A 16,386-nucleotide genomic window follows, 5' to 3' on the forward strand; every position below is an offset into this window, starting at 1 on the left:
AGGCTAAGATGGCAAAAAAGCCACTTCCTCCTAAAAAGTTTAATATTTCCATTTTATTTTATTTTTTTGGGCCAGAGGCTTGCGCCAAAGTTAATTCTTTTGTGATAGTGGTAAAAATTCTTTTCTAAATTTTATGATTAATGGTAATCCACGAACCGCAATCCATAGCGTTAATGCTATAAAAATGCCTGTTAATTTTAAATTGTAGTGGTGCAGAATGTAAAGTGTAGGTAGGAAAACTAAAAATGTAGATGCTAATAGTAGGTTTCTTAAATCGGCCATTTTACCAAGCCCTTTAAACATGCCGTCGAAAATAAAAGCTAAAGCACATAAAGGTTGCATGGCTAAAACAATCCAGAAAATGCTGTAAAATTGGTCTAAAACTTTTGGTTCTTTTATAAATATTTCACCAATAGAATAGTAAAAAAGAGCACCCAAAACAGCGATAATTAATCCTATAGCAATGCCATATTTTATAAGTCTATTACTTAAAAGTATTAGTTTATTGAATTCTTTACCTCCTATTAGTTTTCCGGAAAGAATATTGCCTGCGCTGGCGTAACCATCTATTAAAAAAGCACCTAGAAACCATAAATTTATGGCAATGGTGTATGCTGCAATATATTCTTTACCATATCCTGTTGCAAATCTAGTCGCGAAGTAAAGTGTTGCGTTTAAGGCTACAGTTCTAATAATTAGATTACCAATCATTAGTAAAAAGCGTTTTATTTCTTTGTTAAAAGGGAAACTAAAAACTAATGGTATGTCTGTTTTTTTAAGAAGATAATAAGCCGATAGTAATGCCATTAAAAATTGAGCCGTTATACTTGCATAAGCAGCTCCTTTAATATGCATTGCAGGAATAATGTTTGCTACGCCATAAACAAATGCATAATCTAAAATAATGTTTGTAACTGCACCAATTATTGCAATAACCATTGGGTAATAGGTGTTTTGTAAACCTCTAAAGGCACCAAAAACAGCAATAGTAAATAATGTAAAAGGAAAACCAAATACACGAATATTATAATAGTCTACAGAATAATCTAAAATTAAATTTTCAGCATTATAAAGTTTAAAAATAGATTCGGCAAAAGGATAAGTGGTCGCTATAATTAATATACTTAGTGATGTAATAATAAAAATTGCTTGGGCTGGTAGGTTTTTTATTTCATCTAATTTATTTGCTCCTAAATATTGCGAAACTATAGACGAAATAGCACTTCTTGTTTGTCCAAATACCCATATTAACATAGATAAAAAAGTAGAGACAATACCAACAGCAGCAAGAGATTCTGTTGCATTTAGGCTTACATTTCCAACTATTGCAGCATCGGTAAGTGATAGTATAGGTTCAGACACTCCTGCAATAAGTGCTGGAATAGCTAATTTGTTTATATGTTTTATGCTTATATTAGTACTCAAAAGGAAATGGTTTTTAGAGAATGCGAATGTCGGAAGATTTAGTATAAAAACTGTATTTTTGTAGTCTAAATAGTCTTAAATTTATATATCATGAAAAATATTTTAGTACCTGTAGGATCATCAAAAAACGCTAAAAGTCATTTGCAATATGCCGTTGATTTTGCTAGAGCAACAGGCGCTAAACTATTTGTTGTGCAAGTTTATAACTTCTATACAAAAGCAGGAACAATGATTAAAATAGATCATATTCTTGAGCGAGAAAGTAAAGCTTTTTTAGAGCATCATGTGTCGCAAATAGACCATAAAGGAGTGGAGGTTGTTACTAAAACGTTTAAAGGAAAATTAATTGATACCATAAACTTAATTAGCAAAGCTTTTGATATTGATATGATTATTTTAGAGCCAAGAACAAACTCTATTAAAGATGAAGTTTACTTAGGAAAAACATCTGGAAGAATTATCAAGCAAACTAATATTTCAGCTTTAATTGTACCTGAAGACTACGTTTTTAAGCCAATTGATTCTGTTTTATTTGCTTTAAAATCTGCAGTTATTAAAAGAGAAGAAGCTTTAAATCCATTAAAATCTATACAAAAGAGTTTTAATGCTAAAGTAGATTTACTACTAGTAAAAACGCCTTTTTATAATGATGAAGACTTTAATGTTAGTAGTGAATTAGAAAGTATTATAACTAATATTACAAAATCTGAAAACCCTACTACTTACCAAGGTGTTTTAGAAAACTATAAAGCTAGTAATCCAGATATGTTATGCGTTGTAAGGCGTAAGCGTGGTTTTTTTAAAAAACTATGGGAGAAAAATATTATGCTTAAAAAAGATTTTCATGTAAGCGAGTTTCCAGTGCTTGTACTTAGTGGTTTAAAATAACCATTTTTACAGGTGTCTCTAATTTTATTTACATTTAAGCCATGATGGATAGGCTTTAAACCTTCCGCTTGTATAACATAAAAAAAATCAGTTTTGGAAATCTAATTACACGTAGCAATTGTTTTTAGCTTTTTCTATGATTTATTATTTTTAGTGACAGTAGTTTACTTGTTTTCTTTACAAGCTTATCGAATAAATGATTTCTATAGTATTTCCTTGTTTTCCACTGCGTTACTGTGGTCTGCTCTCGATGGTATGTTTTTCAATACCGATTGACTTTAAGAGGCTTTATAAATGAACAGACTATTTTAATTACTGTATTGTTAGCAATTTTTAAAAATAGAATATATAAGTAGAACTATTAAAAGTACTTTATGGTGTAATAATAGTATAAGGAGTGTTAATGTTTATTAATAACGAGACCAAAGCTTTTGTGATAGTGTTACGTATGTTTAATATTAGTTATGAATTAAGAATTTTTATTAATTCAATTATTGCTGTTACTGCAGATGCTACAGATGCGGCAAGGCAAAAAGTAATGGATGTTTGAATGGATAATTATATTACAAAACCTGTTAATAGAGAGATGCTATAAAGAAAGATTAATGAGTATATTAAAATGTTTTAAAGGTAGCATAGTCCTTATGAAATTTGCCCTATACACTTTTCTATAACTTGTGTTAGCGCTTTTGGAGGTAACTCTTCTATCCAAGGATGTTTAGCTCCAAAAACATGATCACTATTTTCAATAGGAATTAATATGCTTTTCGGATTCCATGAATGAAGAGATTCTGCTTCATAAAACTTAACAGATGGATCGTCTTTTGCATGAATTATAAGATGCGGAATTTGTAATGATTTTTCAGCCTTTTCTATATTTAACCTTTTTTCGTTTGCCTTAAAATTCGTGTAAAATTGATAGTTATGAGGCATTTGTTGTTTAGTTCTTCCATTTAAAACATATTTAACACCATCTATTTTCCATTGTTTTATATCTCCAATTGTTGCTGTGCGTTTTGCAAGGTCGCAAACACTAGCTAAAGTTATTAAATTTGTAATTCTTGAGTCTTCAGCAGCTTTAATAATAGAAATTCCACCACCTCGAGAGTGCCCAATTAGGGTTATGTTTTTTGAATCTATCTCATGTTTGTATTCGTAATTTTTGGATAAAAAATAATTTAAAATAGAATCTATATCGTCGAGTTCTTTAGTGTAATTGTTTTCCGCGAAAGCTTCTAAATCTGGAAAATCTATAGGATTTTCAGTTGTGCCTCCATTATGTGAAAAATTGAATTTAACAAAGAATGTTTCTGATTCTCTAAAAAGTTCGGCCATTAAATTCCAGCTTCCCCAATCTTTAAAACCTTTATAGCCATGACAAAAAATAACGAGAGGTTTTGGTTTTTTATTTTCATTAAAAAATACATCAAAAACAATTGGTTTTTGCTCTTTTCTGCTTAAAACTTGATTCTTTACATTCATTATACCTCTTTTTCAATAAAATTAACATCTGGATTACAAATTTCAATAATTAGGTTTTTTAATTCTTCAAAATAAAAATCTAAAGTTTCTTGGGTAATTAGAGTTTGTTTATTTCCGCCTCTTTGTTGTTCTTTTTTTGTGAATTTTAAAAAGCCTGCACTAAGGTTTTTAAATGAAATGATACCTGCCTCGATTGGGAAATCTAAAGGTTTCAATGCATTCATCATATAGGCATAAGCTAAAATTTGAAAACTCTTACTAAATTTTTTGTAATCTGAATTTATATCTTCCCAATCTACTATTGCAACCTGTCCAGAATCTACCTTTCCTGTTTTGTAATCAATAATCCTAGTTATCCCATTGTACTCGTCTACGCGATCTACAGTCCCTTTTAATTTAACTTCAAAATCTAATTCTGGAATGTTTAATGGTATTTCTGTACGAGACTCTAGAGCTATTATTTTAATTGTATTACCTGCTGTTAGGTCTTCGATTTCTAAATTTAAAAAGTTTAGAACGTAGCGTTTTGCAATTTCAAATACAATTAAATTTTTACCTTTTGTCATGTCTCCATCTGCATAAGCCTTTTGGAAAAATTTAGTAATATTACTATCGATTTTAGGTTTCATGTTCTTAATGTCCTGTACTTTTAGCTGCATACCAATAAAAGGTAAGTATAGTGCTTCTAGACTATCATGAACTACGGTTCCCATGGTGTTTGCTGCTACAGTTTCTTCTACATCTTCAAGATCCTTTATCCCTAATAGTTTTTGGTAATAAAAATCTAATGGGTTTCTTGTGTAATTTGTTAATGATGAAGGAGAGAAGCCTTGTTTAGCAATTTCTTTTAATTGATTTATAATAGCTTCTGTTTTAACAATTTCCTTTAATTCGACATTAAAAGTAGGTACTTGAGGTGTCATTATCTTATGGTTAAAATCATGAATATCTTCCAATTCTAATTGATTTATAAAACGACTTTTTTCTCCTCCAGTTAACACATCTGCTTCAGTGTTATAAAGTATATAAACGTTTTTTGCACGTTGAAGCAATCGGTAAAAGTGATATGTGTAAACGGCATCCTTTTCTTTGTATGTTGGTAGCTCGTTTTCTATTTTAACATCAAACGGTATAAATGAATTGTTAGATTTACCAGATGGTAATACGCCTTCATTAACACTTGAGATTATTACAGTCTCAAAATCTAGTACTCTAGATTCTAACATTCCCATGACTTGGAGGCCTTCTAGAGGTTCTCCTTGAAAGTCTAAAGTTTCGCTAGAAAGTAACTCTTTATAGATGCTAAATAATGCTGATATATCATTTATATGCTTATAGCTTTCATTAAGTCTAAAGAGCTCGTTAAATAGCTTATTAAAGCGATATAAGTATTCTAAAGAGATTAAGTTTTCTTCTTTTTTAAATGATAAGTGTTCTTTTACCTTATTAATTATTTCGAAACAGTTATTAATAGATTGATTTGCATTATTCTTCCAATTACTAAACAGAAGTTCTAATATTTCAGAATTACCATTGTTATATGTTTTTAAATCTTCAAGCGATAAATATACTAGGTTATTCTTTTTTATTATTTCTATTAGAATAGAGGCGTTGTTAGTTTCTTCATTAGCAAATAAAGGTCTTATAAACTGATGAGATAAAAGGCTAATAATATCTTTGTAATAGTATTTGTCTGATACTTTTTTATGGATAGCAAATAATTGTTCAAAAAGTGAGGCAAGTGGTATTGAGCTTAAAGGAAAGCCCATTGTAATATTAAGTTTATCTATAGTTTCGGGTATAGAGTTCAATACAGGGATCAAAAGGTTTTCATCGCCAAGAATAACAGCTGTACTTTTTAATTTTGGATTTTTTGTTTCTATTAATTTTAAAATAGAACCAATGGTTTTTGCTTGTCCAATATTTTTAGGAACACCTAATATTTCAATATTTTTAGATTCCGAATAATGATTAGTTATCCAATTAAATGGATTTTTTTCGAAATATTTCCAATTCTTTTTATGTGCTCTAGTAAATAATCCTGCATCATGAATTGGGTTTTCTATAAATACTTCGTCTATATCCCAAAACACTTCTGCTAATTCACTTTTAAGTAAAGCTTGGATAATAGTTTCCTCAGCAGTATTTAATGCGTTAAAACCTAAAAAAATGTGTTTTTGTGTACTTGCTAAGCAATAGTTATCTATGTTTTCTACAGCCTCTCTATAAATTAAACCTTGATAGCCTGTTTTTTTACTTATTAAGGCTTGAGTATAATGTTTGTAGTATAGTTTTAATTTGTCCCAAAACTTTAGATAGTTTTTTACAACTTCTGTTTTGTCATCCTCTAAAGACCAATGATCTAGTTCTTTAATGGCTCCTAAATAATCGAATATTTTATCTTGAGGAATAAGATAACGATCTATTTCATTAAAATCTTGAAGTAATATTTGTGCCCATTTAGAAAAGCTTTCGAATGGTTCTTGTTCCTTCTTTGGAGTTAATGCTAAGTAAGAGTTGTAAAACTCGAATAATAGTTCTGTATTCGTAATAGATTTTAACTGCGCTAATTCTTCTACAAATTCCTCTATACTAATAATAGTTGGAGAGAATATGGTTTTGTTAACAACAGTAGAAAGTTCTTGCCTTAAAAATACTCCAGCACGTTTACTAGGTAATACAAAGGTAAGAGTAGATAAGTTTTCTCCTTTGTCTTTAAGGTTTTTTAATACATCGAAAATAAATGATTTCATTGTATAAAAATAAAAAACGCTTCGGTAAACCGAAGCGTTTTTAAAAACTTATTTGAAAGTATTGAGAAACTTATTTTTTAAGTTTAATCTCAGTACGTCTGTTGTTAGCTCTACCGTTTTTTGTAGCATTAGAATCTACTGGGTAATCTTCACCAAAACCGTAAGATGTTAATCTAGCTTTAGAAATACCATTAGCGACTAAGTAATCTCTTACTGCGTTCGCTCTTCTTTCAGATAATAACTGGTTAGAAGATTTTGCTCCTACACTATCAGTATGACCTTCGATAGAGAAGTTAGAGTCTGGGTATTCTTTTAAGATTGCTGTAATATCTTTTAAAGATTGGAAAGCTTGTTGTTTGAAACTTGATTTTCCAGAGTTAAATAAGATAGTTCTAGCGTATGCATTTAATTTTTCGATTACTTCTTGAGTTGGTTGAACAACTTCAACAACTTCAGGACAACCGTTGTTTGCAACTGTACCTACAACTTTAGGACATTTGTCAACATTATCAGTTACACCGTCACCGTCAGTATCAGGCCAAGGACATCCATTGTTTGCAGCTGGACCAGCTTTTTTAGGACATTTATCTTTAGCATCAGTTACACCATCGCCATCAGCATCAGGACAACCGTTTAAAGATTTAAGACCTTTAACAGTAGGACAATCGTCGCTACCATCTACAACTCCGTCACCATCAGTATCAGGACATCCGTTAAACTCAGCTAAACCAGCTTCGTTAGGACAAGAATCTTTAGAATCTTCGATTCCGTCACCATCAGTATCAGGACAACCGTTGAAAGCTTCTAAACCAGCAACTTCTGGACAAGCATCATTCTTATCGAATATACCATCACCATCAGTATCAGTTCCTCCAAATTTCACAGCTATTCCTGCAGAATGTTGAAAGTGAGTATCTAAGTAATCTTCAAAAGCGTGCTTGTATTTAGACTCTACGAATAATCCAATGTTATCAGATACCCAGTAAGTTAATCCAACAGAACCATTTAAAGTACCAGCACCATTGTTGTTGCTACCACCATATCCGTTGCTATTTAATGGACCTTCTTCAACCCACGTGTAACCACCACCAATACCAACTGTAGGGTCTAATCTTTTACTTTTGATTATTTCAGCGAAATGATATCTTACGTTACCATCTACAGCATAATAATTTAAATTTGATACAGATACATCACCGTACTTTTCAATTTTGTTGATAGAACCACCAGCTTGTAAAGAAAAGTTGTTACCCATATACTTAGATACAGATATTGTAGATAATGAAGGAAGAATATTCCAGTGATCTTCTACATTAAAGTATTCATCAAATACTCCAGCATCAAACGAATCCTCTCCTGAGAAAAAGTCTACCGCGTTAATTCCAAAATTAATAGCCCAAGGATTGTCTTGGTCTTGTGCATTCACATTACTAAAACTTACTACAAGTACTAGAGTGAATAATAATCTGCTAAGATTTTTCATATTCAAAAATTTAATTTTTAAGTGTTAATTAAAAGCAAAAATAAGTTGTTAAACATTATTAACAAAGATAAATATATAAAAATATTTATTAATTTATTAAAATATCTTAATTATTGGTGCCTATTTAATAATTTTAAGTGTTTTTCCAACCTTTATAAAAGCTTCAATAGCCTTGTCTAGATGGATTTGTTCGTGTGCTGCAGAAAGTTGAACTCTAATACGTGCTTTTTCTTTAGGCACTACAGGAAAGAAGAAGCCAATAACATAAATACCTTCTTTTAATAGCATGTTTGCCATTGTTTGAGATAGTTTAGCATCATATAACATTACAGGAACAATTGCCGAGTCACCATCAATAATATCGAAACCAGCAGATTTCATTCCTTTTTTAAAGTAATTGGTATTGCTTTCTAGTTTATCTCTTAAAGAGGTATCGTTTTTAAGCATATCGAATACCTTGATAGAGGCGCCAACAATAGCAGGAGCTAAAGAATTAGAGAATAAATAAGGTCTTGAACGTTGACGTAAAAGGTCTATTACTTCTTTTTTTGCAGTAGTATAACCACCCATTGCTCCACCTAATGCTTTACCAAGCGTTCCAGTAATAATGTCTACACGACCCAATACTCCTTTTTCTTCTAAAGTACCTATTCCTGTTGCGCCAATAAAACCAGTTGCATGGCATTCGTCAATCATTACCAATGCATCGTATTTATCTGCTAAATCACATATCTTATCTAGAGGTGCTACTAATCCATCCATAGAGAAAACACCATCTGTTACTATTATTTTGTGTCTTGCTCCATTTTTATTAGCATCAATTAATTGTTGCTCTAAGTCTGCCATGTCGTTATTTTGGTAACGGTAACGTGCGGCTTTACATAAACGAACACCATCTATAATTGAAGCATGATTTAAAGAATCTGAAATTATTGCATCCTCTTTTCCTAATAAAGGTTCAAAAACACCACCATTAGCATCGAAGGCTGCTGCATATAATATTGTATCCTCTGTACCGTAAAAATCGGCTATTTTTTGTTCTAATTCTTTGTGAATGTCTTGAGTACCACAAATAAAACGAACAGAACTCATTCCAAAACCATGAGTATCCATAGCATCTTTTGCTGCTTGAATTACATCTGGGTGAGACGATAAGCCTAAATAGTTGTTTGCGCAAAAGTTTAATACTGTTTCTCCTGTACTTAAAGTAATCTCTGCACCTTGTGGTGATGTGATTATACGTTCTTCTTTGTAAAGTCCGTTATCTTTAATGTCTTTTATTTCTTGTTGTAAGTGTTGTTGTATTTTACCGTACATGCTTATTTTTTATTAATTGATTGTACAAATTTATAAAACATTAATTATAAGTTTTAATTGTTATGCCCTTATTAATGTATAAAAGGAGTTTTTTAGTGACTTTAAAATCCATTTCTTCTAAAACGTCTTGGTAATCGTGTAATTGGTGTTGGTATTTAGGATTATGTAATCCTGTTTTGTAATCTATAATTACTGCTTCATTTTTGTTGTTTATTACCAAGCGGTCTGGTCTGTATAATTTACCAGTTTTAGAAATAATATCACGTTCGTTATAAATGGTGTTACCTTCTGTATAATAAGATTTTAAATCAGGATGATTTATAATTTCTAGTATTGATGTTTTTAAAGCTTTTGCTTGGGTTGTATTTATTGTTCCATTGCTTTCAAAATCGTTAATTGCAAAATCAACATCGTTTTCTGTTTTTATGTGTTCCATAATATCATGGACCAAGTTCCCTTTTTCTATAGCATCTTCGTGTTTGGTGTCCCAAAGATATCCAGAGTTTGCAATTACTTTAATATTATGATCTTCTTTTGCTGTAGATATAAATTCTTGTTGTTCTATGGTTTTAATACTTAGTTCTTTCTCTTTTGATTCTGTTTTTTGTGGAGTTCCAAAACTATAAATGGTTTCGGTGTCTTTCCAATGTCCAGTATTCATTAAATAATCTATTAGTAGACCAGAGTAAGATTTTAAGTTTAATTCTCCTTTTTTATTAATGTCTTTTTTTCCTATAATATATAATTGTTCTACAGGCCTAGTTAATGCTACGTATAATAAATTTAGACTGTCTAGCTCTAATTCGGCTTGATGTCTTGCATAAATAGATTTGCCTTCTTCTCCATAAGATTCGAAAGTTTTATTGTAATTTAATAAAGCGTATTTAAAGCCGTTATAGTTTTCAGGATTTAAAGTAAACCATTCTTTAGGCTCAATGTCTTCATATATATTAATATCAGCATACGGGAAAATAACAACCGGAAATTCTAAGCCTTTAGATTTGTGAATAGTCATTATTTGTATCGCATCTTGCTCTTGTGGTGAAACAATACTAAGCTTATCTTTTTTAGAGTTGAAATACTCTAGGTAAGAAGATAAGTCTGAAATATTTTTTTGTGAATATTCTAAAACTGTATCCAAATAAAATTGAACATAAGCGTTTGATGTTTCTACTAATTTGAAGCTTCTTACAACCGTTTCAGCTAAATCGAATAACCCTTGTTGTACTAATAGGTTTGGGTTAATGTTAATTTCGAAAGTTTCAAAGCTTTTGAAAAAATCTTCTGAATCTAAAAATAAATGTTTCTTAAAAAAATCATGTTTGTCTTTAATGGCATATTTATCAGCTAAAAAATCTAAAATATTAACTTTGCATTCTGTATCATTTGGGTTTACTAACACCGTAAGTACATTATTTATTAGTTGTACTTCTGGTGCATTATTAATAAGCATTGTTTCACTAGACGTAATCTTTAGATTTTGACCACTAAGAAATTCAGCAATAGCAATTCCATGTTTTTTCTTTCTAACAAGAATACAAATGTCTTTTAAGGCGTAGCCATTTTTTTGACAAGCTTTAATTGTATCGTAAACGTGTTGCGTGTAAATTTCATCCTTATCAGTGTCTTCATCTTGAAAATCGATAAAATTAAGATTTACATATCCTTTTGTGTCTTTAGATGGTTCTTGATGTGATTGTTCATAAAGATTTGAATAGTCTTCCTTTGAGAGTGCATGAGTAGAAATATGCTTAAACAACGCATTATTAAAATTAACGATAGTTTCAAAACTTCTAAAATTAGAGCCTAGGTTTTTAACATCTTGTTCTATATAGAATGGTTTCGAAGTTTTATTAAACAACTCCATAAACTGTTCTGCTTTACCACCTCTCCATCTGTAAATTGCTTGCTTAGCATCACCAACAATCATGGCAGTTCCTTTTTCAGATTTAATATTTTCTCCAGATAAAGTGCTATCCACTAATGGTGTTAAATTTTCCCATTGCATTTCCGATGTGTCTTGAAACTCATCTATAAAATAATGCTTGAATTTTTCACCCATTCGTTCGTATATAAAAGGCGTAGGCTGACCTTTTATTTCCTTGCTAATAATTGCGTTAAACTCGCTAATTAGCATTTTGTTTTCTTCAGTTTTAATATCTATTAATTCCTTGTTGATAACTGTTAAAACAGATAGTGGTGTAAGATTTTTGTATATGGCTATTGGTAATAAATAGCGTTCTGGTAAGGTTTTAGATTTGTAAAACAATGTTTTTAGCTCTTCAATTATGCTTTCAATACTTTGTTTAGTGTCAGCTGTGGCTTTTGCTGTATAGTATTTTTCGTTCTCTAAATCAGTAGCTAACCTGCCTTCAAAATTTAAATCACTTATTTTGATGTTTTTCAGTTTAATAAAATGTTTTGGAAGGTCGCTATATCTAAAATGATTTTGAGGAATGTTATTATTTTCAATTAGAGTTAAAGCCTTTTCACCAATATCTATACATTCTTTTTCAATGTCTTTAATGGTCTCTTTTAAAGTTGTTTTAAGTAATGAGAAATCATTAAGAGATTTATCATTCAAGGTTTTTACATATTCTAAATCACTTTCTTTAGTTAATAGCTTTGCTATATTATTAAAATCTCTAGAAACGTCCCAACTTTTATCATCGTCAGCTTTTTCTATAGCAAAGTCTACTAGTATTTTTGTTAGCTCCTTATTGGTTCCTGCTTTAGCTATTAAACGATCTACAGCTTCATTTAATAAGGACTCTGTATCTAATTCTACTTCAAAATTTAATGGTAAATTTAAATCGTGTGCAAAGGTTCTAATTAGTCTGTGGTTAAAACCATCAATAGTAGAAATATCGAAAGCAGCATAATTATGCATAATGGTGTTTAAAATATCTTTAGCTTTTTTTTGAAGCACCTCAGGTTTCATCTTTAAATCTTCAACAATATTTGAAAACATTGGATGCGGATTTTTTAAAGAATCGTCTTCAGAAAAAGTCTTCAACATCTCTAAAATACGTGCTTTCATTTCACCAACTGCTTTATTGGTAAATGTAATGGCAAGAATATTTCTGAATTGATAATTTCCTGAAGCGGAAAATAAAATTTTAAGATATTCCTTAACTAAAGTGAACGTTTTACCACTTCCTGCAGAGGCATTATAGACTTGAAATGAAGAGTTTGACGACATTTAATATTTTTAGTACAAGATAAAAACAATTCGGGTGAAGATTGCTGAAATTTCATTTTTTTAAGAAGAAATCAGAACCGTTTAAAAATCACGTTGTTAAAGTATTATTAAAACAAAAGACATAATATGGGTTTAATTTTTAATTGATTTGTTAAAGTGTTAAATTTACACTCAAAGAATTATTAACATAAACATATAAAATTATGGCTTTCGAATTACCGAAATTAAAATACGCTTACGACGCTTTAGAACCAAATATCGACGCTCGTACAATGGAAATACATCACACTAAACACCACAATGGATATACATCTAAATTAAATGCAGCTATTGAAGGTACAGATTTAGAAGGAAAGACTATAGAAAACATATTAACTAATCTTGATATGGAAAATAAAGGCGTTAGAAATAATGGTGGTGGTTTTTATAATCATTCATTATTTTGGGATGTAATGAATCCAGAAGATAAAGGGCGTTTATCTGGAGATTTAAAAGATGCAATTGAAGCAGCTTATGGCTCTGTAGATGCTTTTAAGGACGCTTTTAGTAGTGCAGCTGCAACACAATTTGGTTCAGGTTGGGCTTGGTTGTGTGTGCATAAAGGAGGAAAGGTTGAAGTGTGTTCTACACCAAACCAGGATAATCCATTAATGCCAGGTGTAACTTGTGGAGGAACTCCAATATTAGGTTTAGATGTATGGGAACATGCTTACTACTTAAATTACCAAAACAGAAGACCAGATTATATTAATGCATTTTTTAATGTAATTAACTGGAACGAAGTTGAGAGACGTTATGCTTTAGCAAAATAATCTAAACATACTTTTAAAACAATATTTTAAAGGAGCTAATAATTTTATTAGCTCCTTTTTTTTGGATTAAATTAAGTAAAGTGAGGTTGTAATAAAAAAAGCCACAACATATGTTGTGGCTTTTTTCTGGTTTTAATAAAGTTGGTTAAACAGGTTATTAAGTTCTAATTGGTAGATGGTCCACCACTTATAATTTTAAAATCAGAACGTCGATTAAGTTGATGATCTTCTTCTGTACATGATTTTTTACAATCTATTAAAGGCTCGCTTTCTCCTTTTCCATTACCAGAGATTCTTTCAGCATTGATACCTTTTGAAATTACGTAAGCAACTGTTGATTGTGCTCTTCTTTCAGAAAGGCGAAGGTTGTATCCATCTTTACCTCTATTATCTGTATGAGAAGTAGCGTAAATAACCATATTAGGATATTTATTCATTACTAGTATTAACTTATCTAATTCGTTTGCTCCTTGTACTGTGATGTCAGATTTATTAAAGTCAAAATAAATAGGCTCTAATACTACACGGTCTTCAATAATAATTTTTTTAATTGGTGTTAAGTCAACACTTACATTTAAGGTTTCTTCTTTTGTACCTGAAACAGTTTGAGATGCATCTTCAAATTCTTCTTTTGTTATTTTTAAACTCGTTTCAATTTCACAATCTGTTTTAAAGCTTACAATACCTTGTGCATTTGTAGTTGCAGTATCTAACACGGTTCCTTTATCGTCGTGAAGTGCAACTGTTGCGTTAGGGATTTTTTCTCCTGTTTCTGCATTTTCTACACTTACAATCATGTCAACATCGCATAAAGGCTTTATTTCTTTTATTGCATAAATGTCATCGTTTCCTTTTCCTCCAGCCCTGTTAGAAGAAACATATCCATCTTTATCGTTGTTGATAACAAAAGCAAAATCATCGGCTTTACTATTAATAGGTGCTCCAATGTTTTTTACAGATTCTGTTCCTGATAAGTCTGTATAGAAAACATCAAGATTTCCTAGGCCTAAATGACCGTTAGAAGAGAAGTATAAATATTCACCATCACCTGCATAAGGAAACATTTCTTGTCCTTGAGTATTTACTTTTTCTCCAAGATTTATAGGTGTGCCAACCATTCCGTTATCTTGAATAGGAGCCATGTAAATGTCGAACATTCCAGAACCTCCTGGCATGTTAGATGCAAAATATAGTGTTTTTCCGTCTAAACTTACAGATGGATTTTTTACAGAGTAATCTTTATTATTAATACTTAAAGGCTGTATGTCTTCCCACTTGTTAACTCCAGATTTTGTAGCTTTAAATAAATGAATGACACTTATTTTAGTATTAGTTAAACTGTCTTTTTCGTATAGATTTTCAAAGAAACTTTCTCTTGAGAAATACATAGTTTTGCCATCTGGAGAAAAAGTAGTAATACCTTCATGGTATTTTGTGTTAATTTTACCTCCAATTAATACTGGTTCTGCATAAGTGTCTCCTGGAGTTGCCTCTGAAGTATATATATCTAAAAATGGCTCTTCGTTCCATCCATATTTTTTTCTACTATTATTTCTAGCAGAAGAAAAATATAATTTTCCATCTTGTATAACACCGCCGAAATCTGAAGCAGAAGAGTTAATGTCTAGGTTTTTAGCTGTAAACTTTTCTTCTTTGGCCTGAAGTTTTGTTAAATAGTCTGGATTGGCTAAAAACATAGTAGCTCTATCATCTTGAGGTTGCATCGCTGCAAACTTGCGCATTTGTACATTAGCCTCTTTATACTTTCCGTTTGCTTTTAGCATTTCAGAATATTTAAAAAGCATTTCTGGTTCTTGAGAGGTTTCTAAGGCTTTTGCATACCACTTTTCTGCTTCTACGGTGTTAAAAATATTGTAATTAGACTCTGCTAAGCGTCCATAAACGTAAGCATCTGCCTCTCCTTTTTCTGTTAATTTAGTATAATCCTCTATAGCTTCTACAAATTGATATTTCGCAAAATGCTTATCGGCTTTCTTTGTTGCCTTGGTTTGCGCTGTCACGCTAAAGCTACTTAGAATGACTAGTGTTATAATTAATTTTAAGTGTTTCATCTGGTCCTATCTTTTTTGTTAGCTTAAGTGGTTTAGAAATAACGTGGTGAACGTGATACTTTTTTTGGTAAATCGATATCGAAGTTTATAAAGATCTCGTGAGAAGCATCTGTAACGACGTTTAATTCTGATTGAATAGCATCGTAAGCATAGCCAATTCTCATTGATGGTGAAACCATAAAGTTTACCATACCACTAAAAGAATCGTCTAGTCTGTATCCTGCTCCAATTTCTACAACATCGTACATGAATAGATTTAGGTTTACATCATAACTTATTGGTGCATCGAAAGCAAACTTCATTAAAGCGTGTGGCTTTAATTTAAAGTTTTCTGACAAATCAAACACATAACCTGCAGCTGCAAATAAATGTTCCGTTTCAGATCCTATTTTTCTACCATCTTTATCTAAATGTGTTCCATTTAAAATGTTAGGCATCGAAGCAGATAGATACCAACGGTTAGGTTGGTATAAGTATAAACCTGCACCTACATTTGCTGTAGTCTCATTAACATCTTGCGAGAAAAATGGATCATCAGCATCTATAGTTTCTACACTTGTTAATCCAATATCATGGAAAGTAGCTCCGGCTTTTAAACCGAAAGCTAATTTTGTAATGTTTCCTACTGGTAATGTATAAGAGAAATCTACATAAGCGTTGGTTTCTCTTACTGGTCCAACTTCATCATTAATTAATGATAAACCTAATCCTACTCTGTTTCCTACTGGAGAATGAATCGCTAATGTTCCGGTGCTTGGTGAGCCTTCTAAACCTACCCATTGACTACGGTATAATGCGCCTATGGAAACACTTTCGCTTGATCCTGCGTATGCAGGATTAATGACATTCATGTTGTACATGTATTGCGTGTACTGCGGATCTTGCTGCGCTTGTACGCCTATAACTACTAGGAATACTATATATAGTATGTTCTTCATCTGTATTATTATTG

11 protein-coding genes are annotated in these 16,386 nt (G+C 31.1%); 3 read left to right on the plus strand and 8 right to left on the minus strand.

Annotated features, from left to right (window positions below):
• Nucleotides 1–90: 90 nt before the first annotated feature.
• On the minus strand, nucleotides 91–1,425 hold the full coding sequence (locus ASC41_RS08995) for an MATE family efflux transporter (protein ID WP_055436307.1): 1,335 nt from the start codon (nucleotides 1,423–1,425) through the stop codon (nucleotides 91–93).
• Nucleotides 1,426–1,515: 90 nt separating this feature from the next.
• Here ASC41_RS08995 and ASC41_RS09000 point away from each other — a divergent pair, with 90 nt between their 5' ends.
• Together ASC41_RS09000 and ASC41_RS16915 are read left to right on the plus strand one after the other, a co-directional pair.
• Nucleotides 1,516–2,313, plus strand: coding sequence for a universal stress protein (locus ASC41_RS09000; protein WP_055436308.1), 798 nt, complete (start codon nucleotides 1,516–1,518; stop codon nucleotides 2,311–2,313).
• 403 nt (nucleotides 2,314–2,716) lie between these two features.
• Nucleotides 2,717–2,863: a hypothetical protein gene (locus ASC41_RS16915; RefSeq protein ID WP_160318800.1), complete on the plus strand. Its 147-nt coding sequence runs from the start codon at nucleotides 2,717–2,719 to the stop codon at nucleotides 2,861–2,863.
• Nucleotides 2,864–2,955: 92 nt separating this feature from the next.
• On the opposite strand, the gene ASC41_RS09005 is transcribed toward ASC41_RS16915, so the two are convergent.
• From ASC41_RS09005 to ASC41_RS09025, 5 genes are all read right to left on the minus strand, one after another.
• Nucleotides 2,956–3,795 carry an alpha/beta hydrolase family protein gene (locus ASC41_RS09005; protein WP_055436309.1) on the minus strand — a complete coding sequence of 280 codons (840 nt, stop codon included), beginning with the start codon at nucleotides 3,793–3,795 and terminating at the stop codon, nucleotides 2,956–2,958.
• Complete coding sequence (locus ASC41_RS09010) at nucleotides 3,795–6,548, minus strand: PD-(D/E)XK nuclease family protein (protein ID WP_055436310.1); 2,754 nt, start codon at nucleotides 6,546–6,548, stop codon at nucleotides 3,795–3,797. Before ASC41_RS09010 ends, ASC41_RS09005 begins: the two co-directional genes overlap by 1 nt.
• Before the next feature lie 70 nt (nucleotides 6,549–6,618).
• On the minus strand, nucleotides 6,619–8,031 hold the full coding sequence (locus ASC41_RS09015) for an OmpA family protein (RefSeq protein WP_055436311.1): 1,413 nt from the start codon (nucleotides 8,029–8,031) through the stop codon (nucleotides 6,619–6,621).
• Between the two features lie 120 nt (nucleotides 8,032–8,151).
• On the minus strand, nucleotides 8,152–9,348 hold the full coding sequence (kbl, locus tag ASC41_RS09020; protein WP_055436312.1) for a glycine C-acetyltransferase: 1,197 nt from the start codon (nucleotides 9,346–9,348) through the stop codon (nucleotides 8,152–8,154).
• Between the two features lie 40 nt (nucleotides 9,349–9,388).
• Entirely contained in the window at nucleotides 9,389–12,550 is a 3,162-nt protein-coding gene (locus ASC41_RS09025; protein WP_055436313.1) for a UvrD-helicase domain-containing protein, read from the minus strand.
• A gap of 203 nt (nucleotides 12,551–12,753) precedes the next feature.
• Between ASC41_RS09025 and ASC41_RS09030 the strand changes: the two genes are divergently transcribed.
• Complete coding sequence (locus ASC41_RS09030; RefSeq protein ID WP_055436314.1) at nucleotides 12,754–13,362, plus strand: superoxide dismutase; 609 nt, start codon at nucleotides 12,754–12,756, stop codon at nucleotides 13,360–13,362.
• 164 nt (nucleotides 13,363–13,526) lie between these two features.
• On the opposite strand, the gene ASC41_RS09035 is transcribed toward ASC41_RS09030, so the two are convergent.
• Together ASC41_RS09035 and ASC41_RS09040 are read right to left on the minus strand one after the other, a co-directional pair.
• Nucleotides 13,527–15,434: an OmpA family protein gene (locus tag ASC41_RS09035; RefSeq protein WP_055436315.1), complete on the minus strand. Its 1,908-nt coding sequence runs from the start codon at nucleotides 15,432–15,434 to the stop codon at nucleotides 13,527–13,529.
• Between the two features lie 32 nt (nucleotides 15,435–15,466).
• The gene (locus ASC41_RS09040) at nucleotides 15,467–16,372 is read right to left on the minus strand and encodes a PorP/SprF family type IX secretion system membrane protein (RefSeq protein ID WP_055436316.1); all 906 of its coding nucleotides are present in this window, start codon (nucleotides 16,370–16,372) and stop codon (nucleotides 15,467–15,469) included.
• Nucleotides 16,373–16,386: the final 14 nt, after the last annotated feature.

This window comes from Lacinutrix algicola, from assembly GCF_001418085.1.
GTDB lineage: Bacteria > Bacteroidota > Bacteroidia > Flavobacteriales > Flavobacteriaceae > Lacinutrix > Lacinutrix algicola.

Excerpts from the sequence above, each read along its gene's own strand:
- ASC41_RS09000 (WP_055436308.1), top strand. The coding sequence starts at position 1,516 with ATGAAAAATATTTTAGTACCTGTAGGATCATCAAAAAACGCTAAAAGT.
- ASC41_RS09010 (WP_055436310.1), bottom strand. The coding sequence starts at position 6,548 with ATGAAATCATTTATTTTCGATGTATTAAAAAACCTTAAAGACAAAGGA.
- ASC41_RS09025 (WP_055436313.1), bottom strand. The coding sequence starts at position 12,550 with ATGTCGTCAAACTCTTCATTTCAAGTCTATAATGCCTCTGCAGGAAGT.
- ASC41_RS09040 (WP_055436316.1), bottom strand. The coding sequence starts at position 16,372 with ATGAAGAACATACTATATATAGTATTCCTAGTAGTTATAGGCGTACAA.
- ASC41_RS09030 (WP_055436314.1), top strand. The coding sequence starts at position 12,754 with ATGGCTTTCGAATTACCGAAATTAAAATACGCTTACGACGCTTTAGAA.
- ASC41_RS09035 (WP_055436315.1), bottom strand. The coding sequence starts at position 15,434 with ATGAAACACTTAAAATTAATTATAACACTAGTCATTCTAAGTAGCTTT.
- ASC41_RS09005 (WP_055436309.1), bottom strand. The coding sequence starts at position 3,795 with ATGAATGTAAAGAATCAAGTTTTAAGCAGAAAAGAGCAAAAACCAATT.
- ASC41_RS09015 (WP_055436311.1), bottom strand. The coding sequence starts at position 8,031 with ATGAAAAATCTTAGCAGATTATTATTCACTCTAGTACTTGTAGTAAGT.
- ASC41_RS16915 (WP_160318800.1), top strand. The coding sequence starts at position 2,717 with ATGTTTATTAATAACGAGACCAAAGCTTTTGTGATAGTGTTACGTATG.
- kbl (WP_055436312.1), bottom strand. The coding sequence starts at position 9,348 with ATGTACGGTAAAATACAACAACACTTACAACAAGAAATAAAAGACATT.